The 18,549-nt window shown below is 68.4% G+C and carries 13 protein-coding genes; 2 read left to right on the forward strand and 11 right to left on the reverse strand.

Annotation, left to right across the window (positions count from 1 at the left end):
• Positions 1-94: 94 nt before the first annotated feature.
• The 7 genes from trxA to ASC56_RS25940 all read right to left on the reverse strand — a co-directional run bounded on the left by trxA (position 95) and on the right by ASC56_RS25940 (position 9,936).
• Positions 95-427: a thioredoxin gene (trxA, locus tag ASC56_RS25910; RefSeq protein WP_003991504.1), complete on the reverse strand. Its 333-nt coding sequence runs from the start codon at positions 425-427 to the stop codon at positions 95-97.
• A 36-nt stretch (positions 428-463) separates the two neighbouring features.
• Positions 464-1,435: a thioredoxin-disulfide reductase gene (trxB, locus tag ASC56_RS25915; protein WP_055493955.1), complete on the reverse strand. Its 972-nt coding sequence runs from the start codon at positions 1,433-1,435 to the stop codon at positions 464-466.
• A gap of 182 nt (positions 1,436-1,617) precedes the next feature.
• Positions 1,618-2,076, reverse strand: a complete 459-nt coding sequence (locus ASC56_RS43160) for a hypothetical protein (RefSeq protein ID WP_371330286.1) — start codon at positions 2,074-2,076, stop codon at positions 1,618-1,620.
• A 470-nt stretch (positions 2,077-2,546) separates the two neighbouring features.
• Positions 2,547-3,257, reverse strand: coding sequence for an RNA polymerase sigma factor SigM (sigM, locus tag ASC56_RS25925; RefSeq protein WP_055493957.1), 711 nt, complete (start codon positions 3,255-3,257; stop codon positions 2,547-2,549).
• A gap of 26 nt (positions 3,258-3,283) precedes the next feature.
• Positions 3,284-4,999 carry a protein kinase family protein gene (locus ASC56_RS25930; protein WP_055493958.1) on the reverse strand — a complete coding sequence of 572 codons (1,716 nt, stop codon included), beginning with the start codon at positions 4,997-4,999 and terminating at the stop codon, positions 3,284-3,286.
• A gap of 118 nt (positions 5,000-5,117) precedes the next feature.
• A complete protein-coding gene (gene murJ / locus ASC56_RS25935; RefSeq protein ID WP_055493959.1) occupies positions 5,118-7,451 on the reverse strand; it encodes a murein biosynthesis integral membrane protein MurJ in 2,334 nt (777 codons plus the stop codon).
• Positions 7,452-7,497: 46 nt separating this feature from the next.
• Positions 7,498-9,936, reverse strand: a complete 2,439-nt coding sequence (locus tag ASC56_RS25940; RefSeq protein WP_055493960.1) for a DUF6049 family protein — start codon at positions 9,934-9,936, stop codon at positions 7,498-7,500.
• Between the two features lie 244 nt (positions 9,937-10,180).
• Here ASC56_RS25940 and ASC56_RS25945 point away from each other — a divergent pair, with 244 nt between their 5' ends.
• Positions 10,181-11,626, forward strand: a complete 1,446-nt coding sequence (locus ASC56_RS25945; protein ID WP_055493961.1) for a CCA tRNA nucleotidyltransferase — start codon at positions 10,181-10,183, stop codon at positions 11,624-11,626.
• 102 nt (positions 11,627-11,728) lie between these two features.
• On the opposite strand, the gene ASC56_RS25950 is transcribed toward ASC56_RS25945, so the two are convergent.
• The 4 genes from ASC56_RS25950 to ASC56_RS25965 all read right to left on the reverse strand — a co-directional run bounded on the left by ASC56_RS25950 (position 11,729) and on the right by ASC56_RS25965 (position 15,485).
• Positions 11,729-12,223 (reverse strand): hypothetical protein, encoded by a 495-nt coding sequence (locus ASC56_RS25950; protein ID WP_055493962.1) that lies wholly within the window; start codon positions 12,221-12,223, stop codon positions 11,729-11,731.
• 115 nt (positions 12,224-12,338) lie between these two features.
• Positions 12,339-13,601, reverse strand: a complete 1,263-nt coding sequence (locus ASC56_RS25955; protein ID WP_055493963.1) for an MFS transporter — start codon at positions 13,599-13,601, stop codon at positions 12,339-12,341.
• A gap of 77 nt (positions 13,602-13,678) precedes the next feature.
• The gene (locus tag ASC56_RS25960) at positions 13,679-14,761 is read right to left on the reverse strand and encodes an inositol-3-phosphate synthase (protein ID WP_055493964.1); all 1,083 of its coding nucleotides are present in this window, start codon (positions 14,759-14,761) and stop codon (positions 13,679-13,681) included.
• Between the two features lie 43 nt (positions 14,762-14,804).
• Positions 14,805-15,485: a PadR family transcriptional regulator gene (locus tag ASC56_RS25965; protein ID WP_055493965.1), complete on the reverse strand. Its 681-nt coding sequence runs from the start codon at positions 15,483-15,485 to the stop codon at positions 14,805-14,807.
• A 376-nt stretch (positions 15,486-15,861) separates the two neighbouring features.
• Here ASC56_RS25965 and ASC56_RS25970 point away from each other — a divergent pair, with 376 nt between their 5' ends.
• Positions 15,862-18,531: a transglycosylase domain-containing protein gene (locus ASC56_RS25970; protein ID WP_055493966.1), complete on the forward strand. Its 2,670-nt coding sequence runs from the start codon at positions 15,862-15,864 to the stop codon at positions 18,529-18,531.
• The last annotated feature ends 18 nt before the right edge of the window (positions 18,532-18,549 follow it).

Genomic DNA, 18,549 nt, shown 5'->3' on the forward strand with positions numbered 1-18,549 from the left:
TGCCCCTGATCATGCGAATGGGCCAGCCCTCAAGGGCTGGCCCATTCGTGTTTCACGTGAAACATCGCCGCATTGGCTCGGCGGCGTCGCTGCCTTACTCGGCGATGAAGTCCTCAAGGTCGCGGACGATCGCCGCCTTCGGCTTGGCGCCGACGATGGTCTTGGCGACCTCGCCGCCCTGGTAGACGTTCAGGGTGGGGATCGACATGACGCCGTACTTGGCGGCCGTGCCCGGGTTCTCGTCGATGTTGAGCTTGACGACCTCGATCTTGTCACCGTACTCGGCGGCGATCGCCTCAAGGGACGGCGCGATCTGGCGGCACGGACCGCACCAGGCGGCCCAGAAGTCCACCAGTACGGGCTTGTCGCTCTTGAGGACGTCCTGCTCGAAGGAGTCGTCGGTCACGTTCTTCAGGGTGCCGGCCACGGCGGGGCTCCTTAACTCAGTGGGTCAAAAGGGGGGTCAGACGGTGGTCTTCTCGGGCTCGGCCTGCTGCTCGCTGTCCGCGAGGGCAGCGAGGAAGCGCTCGGCGTCGAGAGCGGCGGAGCAGCCGGTGCCGGCCGCGGTGATCGCCTGGCGGTAGGTGTGGTCGACGACGTCGCCGGCGCCGAAGACGCCGGTCAGGTTGGTCCGGGTGGAAGGCGATGCGACCTTCAGGTAGCCCTCCTCGTCCAGGTCCAGCTGGCCCTTGAAGAGCTCGGTGCGCGGGTCGTGGCCGATCGCGATGAACAGGCCGGTCACGGGCAGCTCGGTGAGCTCCCCGGTCTTCAGGTTGCGCAGCGTCAGACCCTCCAGCTTCGGGGTGCCCTTGATCTCGGCGACCTCGCTGTCCCACACGAAGCTGATCTTCGGGTCGGCGAAGGCGCGCTCCTGCATCGCCTTGGAGGCACGCAGGGTGTCACGGCGGTGGACGACCGTGACCGACTTGGCGAAGCGGGAGAGGAAGGTGGCCTCCTCCATCGCGGTGTCGCCGCCGCCGATGACGGCGATGTCCTGGTCCTTGAAGAAGAAGCCATCACAGGTGGCGCACCAGGAGACACCGCGGCCGGAGAGGGCGTCCTCGTTCGGCAGACCCAGCTTGCGGTGCTGGGAGCCGGTGGCGACGATGACTGCCTTCGCCTCATGGACGGTGCCGGCGGTGTCCGTGACGGTCTTGATCTCACCGGTGAGGTCGACGGCGACGACGTCATCCGGGACCAGTTCGGCACCGAAGCGCTCGGCCTGCGCGCGCATGTTGTCCATGAGCTCGGGGCCCATGATGCCGTCCTGGAACCCGGGGAAGTTCTCCACCTCGGTGGTGTTCATCAGCGCACCGCCCGCGGTGACGGCACCCTCGAACACCAGCGGCTTCAGTGACGCGCGCGCAGTGTAGAGCGCCGCCGTGTAGCCGGCGGGCCCGGAGCCGATGATGATCACGTTACGGACGTCGCTCACGGCTTGATTCCTCGTCTCTGGAGACTGCTGCTACTGCCGGTGGGAAGCTCTCTCGGTACTCTCACCCCACCCAACGGATCCTAAGGGGCCCGCATTCCCGGTGTGTCCGGGCACACGGAGACACGGCACCGCACACAGATCCCAGAGGACACCTGGGCATGAACCGTCCGCTGCGACGGGCCTCAGGAGCGGGTGTACGAGTGGGTCAGCAGGACCTTGCCGGGCGAGGTCGAGGCCTGCTTCACACAACGCGCGTCGACGACGAAGGCCGTGACCTTCGTGGTGTCGGAGGCGTCGGGCGTGACGACGAGATAGACAGCGCTCCCCTTGTACACACCCTTGTCGGCAACGAGCACAACCTCGTTGGCGGGGATGGCCTGCTGGATGCAGCGTGGAACACTCACGGTGGTGTCCTTGAACGTCTTGTTCGGCTGCATTCCCGAGGGCCCCGCCGTGCCGGAGTCGGACTCGACGCCCCACGGCCTGGTGCTGCCGGACCGGCTCTCGCCCGTCTTCTTGGTGGCGAGCAGGTCGGTCACCTGGCTCTGCAGGGTGCCTTCGGAGTAGGTGTGTGCCGCGTCGGTGTGCTGCCCCGCGGCCGTTGGGGGAGTCTTGCTCGCGTCGTTGCTCAGTGCGTGCACCAGAAGCGTCCCCAGGCCAAGGGCGGCGGCCGCGAAGACGGCGCCTAGGGCGACGACGGTCCTGCGGCCTCCGCGGCGCGTGCGTGGGGCACGGCCCGGTCCAGTGGCAGCACGGGCATGGCCTGAAGGGCGGCCGACCGAGGAAGAGGGCGATGTTTCACGTGAAACACGCGCACTTGAGGACTCGAAAGAGGGGGCATCCGCGGCGTCGGGTGCGGTCGCGTTCAGCAGAGCCTCTGCGGCGAGTGCGGAGTCGATACGGCTCGCCACATCGTCGGGCATCCGCGGCGGGCCCGGCACTGCGCCCAGCAGGCCGCGGATCTCCTCAAGGGAGTGGTACACGTCGGCACAGAGGCCGCAGTCGTCCAGATGCCGCCGCACATCGGCGGTTCGGGAAGGCGGAAGGAGCCCTTCGCTGAGGTCGGAGAGCTCCTCGACTTCCGGGTGCCCGGCCGCATCGGTCGTGGATGTCACGCTCGCCCACCTCCGCCCTTCACAGCAGCTGAATCGCTTGGCCCTGCATCACGTGGTCCCGCTGCGGGTGGGACGGATGCCCCCTGCGCGCGGTTCCGCCCACCGCCCGACTTCTTGCCGTCGTCGCCGCCCTCGCTTCGTAGATGGGTGAGCAGCGGCAGCAGTCTGGCTCTGCCGCGGGCGCAGCGGCTCTTCACCGTCCCGGTCGGAACGTCGAGGATGCGGGCGGCCTCTGCCACGGGATAGCCCTGCATGTCCACCAGGACGAGGGCGGCCCGCTGCTCGGCCGGAAGGGTGCCCAGGGCTTCCAGCAGCTCGCGGTGCAGATCGTTGCGCTCGGCCGGAGCGGACGCCGACTCGTGCGGCTCCAGGAGCTGTTCCAGCCGTTCCGTGTCGTCGACGGGCGAGGTCTTCCGGGACGCGGCCTTGCGGGCACGGTCCAGGCAGGCGTTCACCGTGATCCGGTGCAGCCAGGTGGTGACAGCCGACTGGCCGCGGAAGGTGTGGGCGGCGCGGTAGGCGGAGACAAGGGCGTCCTGAACGGCGTCGGCGGCCTCCTCGCGGTCCCCCAGCGTCCGCAGCGCCACCGCCCAGAGCCGGTCGCGATGGCGGCGCACGAGTTCCCCGAAGGCGTCGGGGTCGCCGTCGACATGACGGGCGAGGAGATCCTGATCGCTTGTTTCGCCGTATCCGGCGTCATCCGCCATCGGACCCCCTCCCCCTCGGAGCGTGCTCAGCCGGTGAACTTCACATCGGTGATGGCCTGCTTGTAGCCGGCACCGCTGTAGCCGTCGGTGGGCGCCATGGGCACGTCCGTGATCCACAGGAGCACGTACTGCGTCTTCAATGCCTTCGTCGCCTTCACCGTGAGAGAGGTTCCGCTCGTGGTGGCGGTTCCGATCTCCGTCATCCCGTCGACTCCTGTCGACGGCGTCAGGGAGTCCGTGGCGTAGAGATGGACCGTCGTGTGGCTGCCGGGGTAGCGGAGCCCTATCGACCCTGTCGAGATCGTCCTGGCGGAGCCGAGGTCGTAGACGATGCCCACACCCGGCTTGTACGGCGCAAGCTTCGGACCGGCCTCGTAGCGCTTGGTCCGCCAGTACGTCGAGCTGTCGCCGTCGTATGTGTTCTTGACATCGCCCGGTGCCTGGGCGTCACCACTCGCGACGTACTCCCGGGCGGCCTGGATCGTCATGGGCTTGGCCGGCGTGACCTTGTTCCCGTTCTTCTCGTTGCCGTCGGTCGTGTGCGTCTGGTTCGAGTTCTGGTGCTTGCCGTTGTCCATCAGCGCCTCGGCAAGCTGCCAGCTGCCCAGGCCCAGCGCGGCGATGAGCAGCGCCGAGACGGCCCACTTGAGGGCCCTGCCGGTGCGGCTCTGGAGCGGGGGCGGCGGGACCGTCACGGGCGGGGTGACGCCCGGCCGGGGCGTGGGATGACCGTACGTGCCCTGCTGGTACGTCGTGCGCTGGTACTCGGGTGGTGCGGTGAACGTGGGCTCCGGCGGGCGGATGCGGGGCATCTCGCCGATCGCCTTCACCAGTTCCTCGGGCGTGGTGCACGGGGACTCATGCCGGGAGGCGGTGGCACCGTCGTTGGCCAGGGCGCGCATGGTGAGCTCGGACAGGCCACGGTGAACCCCGGCGCGTACCTGATCGGGGGCGATCAGGCCGACTCCCTTGGGCAGGCCGGAGAGGCCGTAGGCGTCGTCCTCGTAGGGCCAGCGCTGGGTCAGAGCGGCGTACAGGAGCGCGCCGATGGCCTCCGTGTCGGTGCGCTGTGGCGTGTCGGAGCCGATGCCGCGCAGCGCGGCGTTCACGGCGAGGCCGCGGATGCGCCACTGGCCGGAGGAGGTGCGCAGGACGGTGCCCGGGTTCAGGCGCAGATGGGCGAGGCCCTCCCGGTGAGCGGCGGCCATGGCCTGGGAGACCTGAGTGACCATCTGGTAGGCGTCGTGGGCCTCCAGCGGTCCGGTGGCGAGCAGAGTGGTGAGCTCGACGGCGTCGGGCAGCCACTCGTGCACGACATAGACGAGGTCGTTCTCCTCGACGGCGTCCAGGACCTGCACGAAGCGGGGGTCTCCGAGCAGCGCTGAGGAGCGGGCAGCGGCCAGTACGGATCGGGCCCGCACATGGTCCGCGGGCAGGATGTGTACGCCGACGGCGCGGCGGAGTTTCTCGTCCACCGCACGCCAGCTGCTGAATCCGTCCAGACGGGTGACGCACTCCTCGAGGCGGTAGCGTCTGGCGAGCTTGTGGCCGCTGTGCAACTCGGGCGATGAGGCCTTCCCGGGACGCTCGGCCCCGCCGCTCCCCTGTGCCTCGCCGCCGTACGTGTCCCGCTCCCGGTCCTGTGCCACCCCGTCGGACGTGGACTGGTCCGCCTTGGCGGTCAGCGGCTCATCGCCGCTGTTGTCTGCCACGTCGACGGCAGCCGTGCTCCGTTCCGCCACCGTCGCTCCTGCCTCCCCATCCGTTGCGCGCTGTCCGACGCAGAAACCAATTGTGCCCACAGTCCGCTGCTATGCACGACACACGGCGACGGACGATGGTTGTGCGCGTACCCCCGCCTCAGCGCCCCAGGCGCCCGCGGACCATGCCGACCATTGAGTTGAGTTCCTCGATGCGCATCTTGCGTGCGGCGACGTAGAAGACACCGAGGAGCAGGGCACCACCGCCGAGCAGGGCGGCGAGCGAGCCGCCGACGCCCTGGCCCAGCGTGCGGCCGATCTCGTAGCAGGCCGCTCCGCTCAGCAGAGCGGCCGGTACCGAGGCGATACCCAGCCGCGCGTACGTACGCAGCACCCGGGCGCCGTCCAGGTCGCCGCCCAGACGCTTGCGCAGCCGGGCCCAGGCGACACCGACACCGATCGCGTACGCGAGGCCGTACGAGGCCGCCATGCCGATCACGGCCCAGCGGGCCGGGAGGAGGAAGTAGCACAGGACCGAGGCACCCGCGTTCACGGCGGCCACGATGACCGTGTTGTAGAAGGGGGTGCGGGTGTCCTCGTACGCGTAGAAGGCGCGGAGCACGACGTACTGCACGGAGTAAGGGATCAGGCCGAGACCGAAGGCCATCAGCATGTAGCCCATGTTGGTGGCGGACCCGATGCCGGAGGAGCCGAAGATCAGGGTGCACATCGGGATGCCGAGCGCGAGGAACCCGAAGGCGATCGGCACGATCGCGACGGCCGTCGTGCGCAGGCCCTGGGAGATGTCGTCGCGGACGGCACCGCCGTCGCCCTCGGCGGCCGAACGCGAGATGCGCGGGAGCAGGGCGGCCATCAGGGAGACGGTGATGATCGCCTGGGGAAGGCCCCAGATCAGCTGGGCGTTGGCGTAGGCGGCGAAGCCGGTGCCGTCGACGGGCGAGTGCTTGCCCGCGGACGTGGACAGCTGGGACACGACGAGCGCGCCCGCCTGGTTGGCGAGGACGAACAGGACGGTCCACTTGGCGAGCGTCGCGGCCTTGCCGAGGCCGTGGCCCTTCCAGTCGAAGCGCAGCCGCAGCCGGAACCCGGTCTCCCGCAGATACGGGATCATCGCGAGGGACTGGACCACGAGCCCCAGCAGAACGCCGGCGCCGAGCAGCCGCTGGCCCTCCGGCGGAATGTTGGTGACCTTCATCCCGGAGTGCGCCGCGGTGCCGTAGACCCAGATGAACATGCCGAGCGTCACGATGATGACGATGTTGTTGAGGACCGGGGTCCACATCATCGCGCCGAACTTCCCCCGGGCGTTGAGGATCTGCCCCATCACCACGTGGATGCCCATGAAGAAGATCGAGGGCAGGAAGTAGCGGACGAAGGTGACACCGACCTCGTTGGCCGCCGGGTCGCTGGCGACCGAGTCGGACAGCAGGCGGATCAGAACGGGCGCGGCGACGATGGTGATCGCGGTCAGTGCTCCCAGTGCCACCATGACCAGGGTCAGCAGCCGGTTCGCGTACGCCTCACCGCCGTCCTCGTCCTCCTTCATCGCCCGCACGAGCTGCGGCACGAAGACGGAGTTGAGGCCGCCGCCGACCGTGAGGATGTAGATCATCGTGGGGAGCTGGTAGGCGACCTGGAAGGTGTCACCGAGCAGGCCCACGCCCAGCGCCGACACGATCAGCGCGGAGCGGATGAAGCCGGTGAGGCGGGAGACCATCGTGCCCGCCGCCATCACGGCACTGGACTTCAGCAGGCCGGAGGCCCGTCCGCCCTTCTTCGCCGGCGGTGCGAGGGTCGTCGAGGGTGTGGGCGCGGTGGCCGGTACGGGCGCGGGCGCCGGTGCCGCGTCGGCGGCCGGCGCAGGCGTGGGGGCGTACGCCCCGCCGTGCGGGGACGCGGCGGCGTAGGTCTGCCCCGGGTAGGGGGCCGCCGGGTTCTGGCCCTGAGACGGTGCGGATGCCGGGCCGGGTACGGACGGCTGCTGTCCGTACGGCCGACCGCCCCCCTGCTGCTGGTCCCGGAAGAGATGGGCGAAGGCGTCCGGCTCGTGGCGCTCCTCACCGGCCTGGGTGACCAGATCGTCGACGCCCACGAACTGGGTCGTACGGGGGTCGTCGCCGTAGGGAAGGTACTGCGTCGGACCCTCAGGCTCGGGCGCGGGCGGCTGGGCCCACACACGGGGGTCCGGGGTGTACTGGGGAGTCGGCGGCTGGGCGTACAGGGACTGTGGCGTCTGGTGGGTGCCGGGGGGCGGCGGGGGGTGCGCGGCACGGTCGTAGAGCGCCTCGGCCACCGGATCCTGGGCGGAGAGGTCCTGGTCCCGGTAGGGGTCCTGGGCGTAGGCGTCCTGGAGGTACATGTCCGCCGGGGGCCGCGGGGGCACCTGGCCGGGGTCGTGGGGCGGCGGGCCCTCGGGGTAGCCCGAGCTGCCCACGGCGCCCTGACCGCGGTCACCGTCGTACGGCGCGTTCATGGTTACCCCACCTCATTGTCCCCGGGCCCACCGGCCACGACATCGCTCAACGGTCCACTCTCTCACCCGTGCCGGACGGGTCGGCGCTTTCCGGTGCGGTGTCCGGTGCCGGGTCACTCGGCTGCTCCGGGTCGTCTGCCCGGGTCCCCGCGTCCGACTCCTGTTCGGGTGCCGTCGTGGAACTTACGGTGTCTCCAGTGTCTACGGTGCCGCTCGCGGCGCCGTTCAGACCCTGGTCCTCCGTGGTGGCGTCAAGGTCCTGCGGGCCGTCCTGCAGCTCCTCCTCGGCCCGCCGTGCTGCCATGCGCTTGCGCTGGGTGTACATGCGGAACCCGGCCAGGACCAGCAGCAGGACGCCGCCGGCGATGACCAGCATCACCGTGGGCGTGATCTCCGTGACGTTCACGTCGAAGGTGACGGCGGGGCCGTAGGCCTGTCCGTCCTCCGTGAAGAGCTGGGCGACCACGGCGGCCCGGCCGTTCGCGTTGGCCGTGGTGGTGAACTTCACGGACTGGCTGTGCCCGCCGGAGACGGTGATGGGCTGCTCGGTGTACGGGCCGTTGCCGACCTTCAGCCGGGTCGGCTGCTCCGAGGTCAGCCGCAGCACCAGGTGGTTGACCCCTTGCATGAGGTTGTTCTGCACCGTCACGGGGATCGTGGCGCTGCGGCCCGAAAGCTTGGTCTCGGACTTCTGGATCAGCCGGACCTGGTCGGTGAGCCCGTCGAGGTACGACTCCACGCCCCGGCGGAAGGTCGGCGCCTCGGTCGGGCGTCCACGCCACGAGGTGGACATGGCGCGGTCTATGGCCCGCCCGAAGGGGGTGACGACTCGCGCGGGGTCGGTGAGGATCACCTTGAAGCTGTCGAGCTTGTCCTGGGTGTCCTCGATCTGCTGGAACGCCTCCTGCGGCAGCTCCGCCCTGCGCAGCGACGAGGGGTAGCGGGACGCGGTCGGCACCTTCGTCGCTGCGTTCGGGTCCGGCTTGGCCTTGGCGGCCGCGGACAGATCGGCGGACTGCGACCAGGTGCTGCCCTGGAGGGTCGTCAGCGCCTGCGCCATCGACTGTGCCTGGCTCGCTGACGGTGTCCGCTGCGGGGCCACCACGATGCTGCGCTGCTTCTGAGGCTCCTGCAGGTTGATCATCAGGCTCTGGGCCAGGAACTCCTGGACGGCGAGGGTGGAGCTGCCGGCCGACGACATGTCGCTCTCGAAGGCGGTCGACAGGCCGTCGTCCGCGACCACTGCCGTGGTGCCGCCCCCGATCGGACGTGCCGCGGTGGGCGTGTAGGAGAGGCCCCCGGTCTCCTGCAGGCTGTCGCTGCGGGCGATCAGCTTGTCGGCGCCCGCGGAGGTGCCGACCTTGACGATCGAGGGGTCGACGGCTCCGTTCACGGGCCAGGCGAAGTCCGTGTCCGGTTTCACGTGGAGGATGGTCTCCACGGTGCTCGCGGCCACGTCCGTGGCGTCCTTGAGGTGGCTCAGGGAGCCCGTGATGTTCCTGCCGTCGTGGGCGAGCGAGGCCAGGTCGGGATCGGCGAAGGGGAGGGCGACCACCTCCTTGTTCTGCACCGCCTTCTCAAGATCGGCGAGCCATTGCTTGGCCACTGCCTGGTTCTTGCCCGCCGTGACGGTATCGCCGTCGCCCTTGACGCTGTAGCTGCCGGTCATGGCGTCCACGGAGGCGAGCAGGTCCGGGTCGATCACCCAGGTGATGTCGAGGTTCTTGCCCAGCGACAGGAGCTGGGAGAGCCGGCCGCCCGGAGCGAGTTCCTTGGCCAGGTCGTCGTTCTGGAAGACGGGCGTCTGCTGCTGGTTGGGAAGCGTCTCCACGGTCATATGGACGGTGGAGATCAGCGGCCAGAGGTACGTCGTCCTCGTCTTGGTAGCGGCGCTGTCGGGCTCCCAGGGAAGGAACGTGCGCTGGATGCCGAGCACCTGCTCGTACGGCTGGGCGGCGGTCTGTCCGGAGAGCGAGACGCCGAGCGGGTAGACCCCGTCGGAACCCAGGTTCAGCTCCTTGACGGGCACGGAGATGCTGAAGTCCTGCGAGACTCCCGGGGCGAGCCTGGCGAAATTCTCGACGTACTTCCCACCGACCTCGCTGCCGTCGACGCCCGGCAGGAAGCCTGTGCGCCGGGCGGCGCTGTCGATGGACGCGCGGCTGTCCAGGGCGGGGCCGACCCGCAGTCCCACATGGGCGTCCGTGACGGCCTGCTTGCCGTTGTTGGTGACCGTGCCCGTGACGGTCACGGTGTCGCCGGCGGCCGGTGCGTTGGGGCTGACCGAGTCCAGGGAGACGGTGACCGTACGGGAGCCGCCGACCGCCGCCGGGGAGCTCTTCTCGGCGGCCTGCGCCGCCGGGCCGGTGGGCAGCTGCAGAAGACCGGCCAGCAGAGGCGCGCCCGCCAGCAGCGCCGCGGTGCGCCGGAGCCACCGGCGGGCAGGTGAGGAACTCATCCCCTGGAATTCTGCCGCCTCGGCCACGCGCTCGTCCGTCCCTTGTCGTCGTCAGTGGTCGTCGGAATGTGCGTCCACGCATGGTAACGATGTGCGCGGAGAGGAAGTGCCGCGGTCCACGCCGCAAGATCCAAAGCGAGTGCTCGGCTGTCCCGTATGTGCATGTATCAAGAGGAGCATGGATACGGGGTGCTACTGCGCGTGCACGGAACGCTTGTGCAGGTTTTATGGAGGCGCTCACCCACGCCCGGGCCACGTACCCTTTTCTGTTGTGCCGAACGCCAACGAAGACAACCCCAGTGCCCTGAGTCAGGTGCAGCGCCGCGCGGTGAGTGAACTGCTGCGGGTGTCCCCTGTCGCCGACGACCTCGCCCGCCGTTTCCAGGAGGCCGGGTTCTCACTTGCCCTGGTCGGCGGCTCGGTGCGGGATGCCCTCCTCGGCCGGCTCGGCAACGATCTGGACTTCACGACCGACGCCCACCCCGAGGACGTCCTGAAGATCGTACGGCCGTGGGCGGATGCCACGTGGGAAGTCGGGATCGCCTTCGGGACGGTCGGTGCGCAGAAGGACGGCTACCAGATCGAGGTGACGACGTACCGCTCCGAGGCGTACGACCGCACCTCGCGCAAGCCCGAGGTGTCGTACGGCGACTCCATCGAGGATGACCTGATCCGGCGCGACTTCACGGTGAATGCGATGGCCGTCGCGCTGCCCGAGAAGGAGTTCATCGACCCGTACGGTGGGCTCGACGACCTCGCCGCCCGCGTCCTGCGCACGCCGGGCACCCCCGAGGACTCGTTCTCGGACGACCCGCTGCGGATGATGCGGGCAGCGCGCTTCGCGGCACAGCTGGACTTCGAGGTCGCTCCCGACGTTGTCCGGGCCATGAAGGAGATGGCCGAGCGGATCGAGATCGTGTCTGCCGAGCGTGTGCGGGACGAGCTGAACAAGTTGATCCTGTCCGCGCACCCGCGCGAGGGGCTGGCGCTGCTGGTCGAGACCGGGCTCGCCGACCATGTCCTTCCGGAGCTTCCTGCACTGCGGCTGGAGCGTGACGAGCACCACCGGCACAAGGACGTCTACGACCACACGTTGATCGTGCTGGAGCAGGCGATGGAGCTGGAGGAGGACGGTCCGGACCTGACCCTGCGACTTGCCGCGCTGCTGCATGACATCGGCAAGCCGAGGACGCGCCGTTTCGAGAAGGACGGCCGGGTCTCCTTCCACCACCACGAGGTGGTGGGCGCCAAGATGACCAAGAAGCGGATGGGGGCGCTGAAGTACCCCAACGACCTGGTGAAGGACGTTGCGCGACTGGTCGAACTCCATCTCCGCTTCCACGGCTACGGCACCGGTGAGTGGACGGACTCTGCGGTCCGCCGCTATGTCCGCGACGCCGGGCCGCTTCTCGACCGCCTCCACAAGCTGACCCGCTCGGACTGCACCACGCGCAACAAGCGCAAGGCGGCGGCTCTGTCCCGCGCCTACGACGGTCTGGAGGAACGCATCGCCCAGCTCCACCAGCAGGAGCAACTCGACGCCATTCGTCCCGACCTCGACGGCAACCAGATCATGGAGATCCTGGGTGTTCGCCCGGGTCCGGTGGTCGGACAGGCGTACAAGTTCCTCCTGGAGCTTCGCCTGGAGAACGGTCCGATGGAGCATGACGCGGCGGTGGCGGCGCTCAAGGAGTGGTGGGCCGAGCAGGGCTCCTGATCGGTGGACGGGGTCATGTTTCACGTGAAACATGACCCCGGACGCGCCGTGGGGCGGTGTTTCACGTGAAACACCGCCCCACGGTCGTCAGTGGCCCAGGTTCTACTTGGTCTCCTTCAGGCAGAGCACCACGTCGTGGCCGGCGCCCGACTGAACGTAGTAGACCGTCGAGTCCGTGACGGCCTTGCACTTGTTCTCGTCGCTGGAGTTGTCGAACTTCTGGATGACCTTGAACTGGGCGCCGCTGGCGGAGCAGTCGACTTCCTTGAGGTCGGGCTTGAAGTCCGTGCCGTCGTTGTGCATGCAGGCGCCCACCGAGGTCGTCTCCGCGTCGGTCTGGTTTGCCCACCAGCCGATGCCGAACTTCACCCCCAAGGCGATGATGGCGACGATGATGGCCCCGACGATGCGCAGTGCCTTCTTGCCCCCCCGCTTGCCCGGGCCGGCCTGCGGGGGTACCGGAGCGGGAGCGCCCTGGTTCGGGAACGGCGCGTAGGGACCCTGCGGCGGAACTCCCGGCTGGCCGGGCTGCTGCCCCACGGGCATGGTGGGCTGCTGGGCGTACGGATTCGGGCCCTGGGGCGGCGGAGTGGTCACTAGGGGGTCCCCCTCGAACATGGATGCGCAGAGCGCGAGATAAGACGCCCGTAAGTTACCGGTCCGCACTGACAACCCTGAACTCAGGAGGGACTCCGTAGCACTGATGTGACACTTACTGACTTCCGAAGCGGGACATAGCCACAGCAATCGCTGCGTAGATAACGGCGACCGCGACCACCAGGGCGGCTGAACGCCCGTCAGGAGGCAGCATCAGGGCGGCCACTCCCGCCGCGCCGACGAACGCGACGTTGAACAGCACGTCGTAGACGGAGAAGACCCGGCCGCGGAAACCGTCCTCGACCGCGGACTGGACGATCGTGTCCGTGGAGATCTTCGCGCCCTGAGTGGTCAGCCCCAGGACGAAGGCGGCGACCAGCATGGGGACGGTGGCGAACGGGAGGCCCAGCCCGGGTTCGAGAACGGCGGCCGCCCCGGCGCACACGACGATCCAGCGGCCGGAACCGAGCCGTCCCGCTGCCCACGGTGTCACCAGGGCCGCGGCGAAGAACCCGGCGCCGGACACCCCCAGCGCCAGCCCCAGCAGGGAGAGTCCCTCTTTCGGGTTCGAGGACAGGGCGTACCGGCACAGCATCAGCACCAGGACCAGCAGGGCGCCGTAGCAGAACCGCATCAGCGTCATCGCGGTCAGCGCCCAGGCGGCCTCCCGGCGCGGGGGCGCCGCGAGATGCCGTACGCCCGCCACCAGGTCACGCGTGGTGCCGACGAGAGCCGTGCCGAGCCGCTGCGGCACCGACTCACGGTCGGGACCCAGCAGTTCCGGCGCCAGGCGCAGCGAGGCGAGTGCCGCACCCAGATAGAGGACCGCGCCCAGCAGCACCACCGCCGCGTCCGAGTCAGCGGCCACCAGTCGTACGGCGAAGGCGAGCCCGCCGCCCGCGGTCGCGGCGAGCGTGCCGGCCGTCGGCGAGAGCGAGTTGGCCATCACCAGACGCTCGTCGTCGACCACGCGGGGCAGCGCCGCGGACAGGCCCGCGAGGACGAAGCGGTTGACCGCGGTGACGCACAGCGCGGAGACGTAGAAGAGCCAGTCCGGGACATGGCTCAGCATCAGGGCGGCCGTCACGCACGCCAGTAGGGCGCGCAGCAGGTTGCCGTAGAGGAAGACCTGGCGCCGTCGCCAGCGGTCCAGCAGGACACCCGCGAAGGGGCCGACGAGCGAGTACGGCAGGAGCAGTACCGCCATCGCGGAGGCGATCGCGGCTGCGGAGGTCTGCTTCTCGGGGGAGAAGACGACGTACGTGGCGAGCGCGACCTGGTAGACACCGTCGGCTCCCTGGGAGAGCAGCCGTACGGCGAGCAGGCGTCTGAAGCCCTGGAAGCGCAGCAGGATGCGCAGGTCGCGCACGACGGACATGGGGCACAGCCTCACATACGCGCGGGGTCCCCGGGCACACGGCCCGGGGACCCGGTCAGGACCAGGGACGCGTGGTCCTAGCGCTCGACCTCGCCCCGGATGAACTTCTCGACGTTCTCCCGGGCCTCGTCGTCGAAGTACTGAACCGGCGGGGACTTCATGAAGTAGGACGACGCCGACAGGATCGGGCCGCCGATGCCGCGGTCCTTGGCGATCTTGGCGGCGCGCAGGGCGTCGATGATGACACCCGCCGAGTTCGGGGAGTCCCACACCTCGAGCTTGTACTCCAGGTTCAGCGGGACGTCGCCGAAGGCACGGCCCTCAAGACGGACGTACGCCCACTTGCGGTCGTCGAGCCAGGCCACGTAGTCGGACGGGCCGATGTGCACGTTCTTCTCGCCGAGGTCCCGGTCCGGGATCTGGGAGGTGACGGCCTGCGTCTTGGAGATCTTCTTGGACTCCAGGCGGTCACGTTCGAGCATGTTCTTGAAGTCCATGTTGCCGCCGACGTTCAGCTGCATCGTGCGGTCCAGGATGACACCCCGGTCCTCGAACAGCTTCGCCATGACGCGGTGCGTGATGGTGGCGCCGACCTGCGACTTGATGTCGTCACCGACGATCGGCACGCCCGCCTCGGTGAACTTGTCCGCCCACTCCTTGGTGCCGGCGATGAAGACCGGAAGGGCGTTGACGAAGGCGACCTTGGCGTCGATGGCGCACTGGGCGTAGAACTTCGCCGCGTCCTCGGAACCGACCGGCAGATAGCAGACGAGGACGTCGACCTGCTGGTCCTTGAGGACCTGGACGACGTCGACCGGCTCCTCGGCGGACTCCTCGATGGTGGCGCGGTAGTACTTGCCGAGACCGTCGAGGGTGTGGCCGCGCTGGACCGTCACGCCGGTGGTCGGGACGTCGCAGATCTTGATGGTGTTGTTCTCGGAGGCGCCGATGGCGTCCGCCAGGTCGAGGCCGACCTTCTTGGCGTCCACGTCGAACGCGGCGACGAACTCGATGTCACGGACGTGGTAGTCGCCGAACCGAACGTGCATCAGGCCCGGGACCTTGGACGCCGGGTCGGCGTCCTTGTAGTACTCGACGCCCTGCACCAGCGATGCGGCGCAGTTGCCCACGCCGACGATGGCTACGCGAACCGAACCCATTCCGGTTGCTCCCTGTGTGTACGAGGTGAGGCCCGAGCGGGCCTCACGTGGTGGTGTCGTCGGACGGATCCGGCCGGGTGCTGTCCCGGTTCCGGGGCAGGCCGCCCGTCTCTCCAGATGTGCTGCCTTGAGCGGAGCCGTCGGCGGTGGATCCCCTGAGGTATCGTCCGGCCCGCTCGCTCTCGATGAGCTCGTTCAGCCAGCGCACTTCGCGCTCCACGGACTCCATCCCGTGGCGCTGGAGCTCAAGGGTGTAGTCGTCGAGGCGCTCCCGGGTACGCGCCAGGGAGGCGCGCATCTTCTCCAGGCGCTCCTCCAGCCGGCTGCGACGGCCCTCCAGGACGCGCATGCGAACATCGCGTGACGTCTGTCCGAAGAAGGCGAAACGAGCGGCGAAGTGCTCGTCCTCGTACGCGTCGGGACCCGTCTGGGAGAGCAGTTCCTCGAAGTGCTCCTTACCTTCCGCCGTCAACCGATAGACGATCTTGGCGCGGCGCCCCGCGAGCGTAGCGGCGAGAGCATCGTCCGGGGTGCTGCCCGACTCCTCGATCAACCAGCCGTTGGCGACCAGCGTCTTGAGGCACGGGTAGAGCGTCCCGTAGCTGAACGCACGGAATACACCCAGTGACGTATTGAGTCGTTTGCGCAGCTCATAGCCGTGCATCGGGGACTCGCGGAGCAGGCCGAGAACGGCGAACTCAAGGATCCCGGAACGCCGGCTCATGTGCGCCTCCCTTCCGCCCCTGTCTCGTCCGCACGGTCTCTATGTCTCACTGATGTATCGACTCGATACATCAGGACGATAGAACGCCTCTCCGTGTGTGACAAGAGGGGGCATGGTGAACGGGGTCACATCACCGATTCGTACGAAGCGAGTTGCCTGTTTTGGGGTGAACTTCGGAGCTCGGCTGGTTTTGGCGGTGCGTAGTCTGTGCGGCATGCACAACCCGCCGGGAACCGAGTGGCGCCTGAGGACGTCCTCGTTCTCGGTGCAGTACGGGTGAATGCCAAAACGACCGCATCCGTACTTCGGGGGGACCGGAAACCAGCCGCCGTTTCCAGGCGCGCCAGGATGCGCCTGCCCGAGGAGTAATCGTTCGATGAGCGAGCACCGTCGCAAACCGCCGCAGCCGCAGGGAGGCGGTCGTGCCGCGGCCCGGCGCGGCCAGTCGGCACCCTCCGGCCGCCGCGCGGCACCGCGAGGCGCCACCGGGTCCCCTTCCGTTTCCAACGAAGCGGGAGGTGAGGATCGCCCGTACGGTGGCCGTGCCGAGGCCCGGCGGGCGGCACAGAGAAGTGGGGGCGCCCGACGCAGAGGGGCGGAGGGGCCGGGATACGGTCCCGGCGGCCCCCATGGGCCCGGTCGGGGCAGGGGGCGGAATCCCGCTCCTGCCAAGAAGCGCTTCATCGACTACCCGCGCGCGGGCAAGTCCGGAGTCGGGCGCTGGTTGCCGTCGTGGAAGCTGGTGACCGGCCTGTTCATCGGCTTCATAGGGAGCCTGGTGGCCGTGGCGGGCATCGGGTACGCCATGGTGAGCGTCCCGAACGTGGCCCAGACCGCGACCGCGCAGAACAACGTCTACTACTGGTCCGACAACACGCCGATGGTCGCCACCGGTGGTGAGATCAACCGGCAGATCATCAACTACTCCGAGATCCCCACGGAGATGCGGTACGCCGTCATCTCGCAGGAGAACAAGACCTTCGAGACCGACAGCGGCATCGACCCGAACGGCATCGCACGCGCCGTCCTCAACATGGCCAGCGGTGGTCAGACACAGGGTGGCTCGACGATCACCCAGCAGTACGTCAAGAACGCGATGCTGAACGACCAGTCGCAGACCATCTCCCGGAAGTTCAAGGAGATCTTCGTCGCGATCAAGGTGGGCACCCAGGTCCCCAAGGACAAGATCATGGCCGGCTACCTGAACTCGGCGTACTTCGGTCGCGGTGCCTACGGACTCCAAGCGGCGGCCCGTGCCTACTTCAACAAGGAAGCCAAGAACCTGAACCCGGGCGAGTGTGCCTTCCTGGCGGCGATGGTCAAGGGTGCCACCTACTACGACCCGGCGGGTGCGACGTCCATCGACCCGGCCGCCACTCCCCAGGCCAACAGCAAGCGGGCCCTGGCGCAGATGCAGGACACGCTCAACAAGATGGTCCAGTACGGCCACCTGAGCGCCGCGGAGAGGGCCAAGTACACGACACTGCCGAAGGTCCAGAACCCGCGGTCCAACTCCCGGCTCAGTGGTCAGATCGGTTATCTGGTCGACCTGGCCAACAGCTATCTGCTCACCCACAGCAAGGAAACCGGGATCACCCCGGACAAGCTGCGGCAGGGCGGCCTCTCGATCTACACGACGTTCGACAAGAAGAAGGTCGAGGCACTCGAGAAGGCCGTCAAGAACGTCCAGCAGGCCAACATCAAGCCCAAGCTACGCCCGGACACGGACAAATTCGTCCAGTTCGGTGGAGCTTCCGTGAACCCGTCCTCCGGTGCCATCGAGGCGATCTACGGCGGTGAGGACGCCACCAAGCACTTCACCAACAACGCCGACTCGACCGGTGCCCAGGTGGGTTCCACGTTCAAGCCGTTCGTGCTGGCGGCGGCCATGCAGGACGGCATCCTCAATCGCCACGGAGGCCCGTCGCAAGCCCAGGACGAACGCACCCAGATCTCGCCCAAGAGCCTGTACAGCGGCCAGAACAAGCTCAAGATCAAGAAGTATGACGGGACGGTCTGGACCGACAAGGACGGCAAGGAGTGGCTGCAGACGAACGACGGCAACGAGTCGGTGGGCAACCCGCCCACCTACCAGATCGACCTGCGTGAGGCGATGCGGCTCTCGGTCAACTCCGCCTACGTCCAGCTCGGCATGGATGTCGGCCTGGACAAGGTCGAGCAGGCGGCCGAGAGTGCGGGCATCCTGAAGTCCAGCCTGGCCAGTTCCAACTACCCGTCGTTCTCCATCGGCACCTCCTCCCCGAGCGCGATCCGCATGGCAGGTGCCTATGCCACCTTCGCCGCCAGCGGCAAGCAGAACGACCCGTACTCGGTCGACCATGTCAAGAGCAAGGACGGGTCGGTCTTCCAGCACGCCAAGAAGCCCACGGATGCCTTCACCAAGGCGGTCGCCGACAACGTGACCGACGTACTGAAGACCGTGGTCGACAAGGGCACCGGTACCGCCGCGCAGCTGCCCGGCCGTGACGTCGCGGGTAAGACGGGTACGACGGACGGCAACAAGTCCGCCTGGTTCGTCGGGTACACCCCGCAGCTGGCGACCGCGATCGGCATGTACCGCCTGGACGACAACGAGACCAGCAAGAACCGCCAGTTCCTGCAGATGTATGGAACCGGCGGTCAGAAGAAGATCCACGGTGCCTCGTTCCCGGCGGAGATCTGGCACGACTACATGGCAGAGGCGCTCAAGGGGCTGCCCTCGGAGCCGTTCCCGACGCCCGAGCCCATTGGTGTGGTGGTCAACGCGAACCCGAGTCCGAGCGTGACGCCCAGCCCCACGCCGAGCCAGTCGGCGAGCCCGACGCCGAGCCCGACGCCGAGCAAGTCGCTGCTCTCTCCATCGCCGTCGCCGAGCGACACCTGTGGAGCCTTCGGCTGGAACTGTGTTCCCAACGGCGGCACCGGCAATGGAGGCACCGACGCCGGCAGTACGGGCGGAGTGACCCCGAGCCCGTCGGGCACCACCGGCACTGGAACCTCCCGGGGCGGTGGCAACGGGGGGATCTTCGCAGGTCCGCACGGATAACCGTCACTGGCTGTGTTT

This window comes from Streptomyces sp. TP-A0356 (assembly GCF_001417775.1).
Taxonomy (GTDB): Bacteria; Actinomycetota; Actinomycetes; order Streptomycetales; family Streptomycetaceae; genus Streptomyces.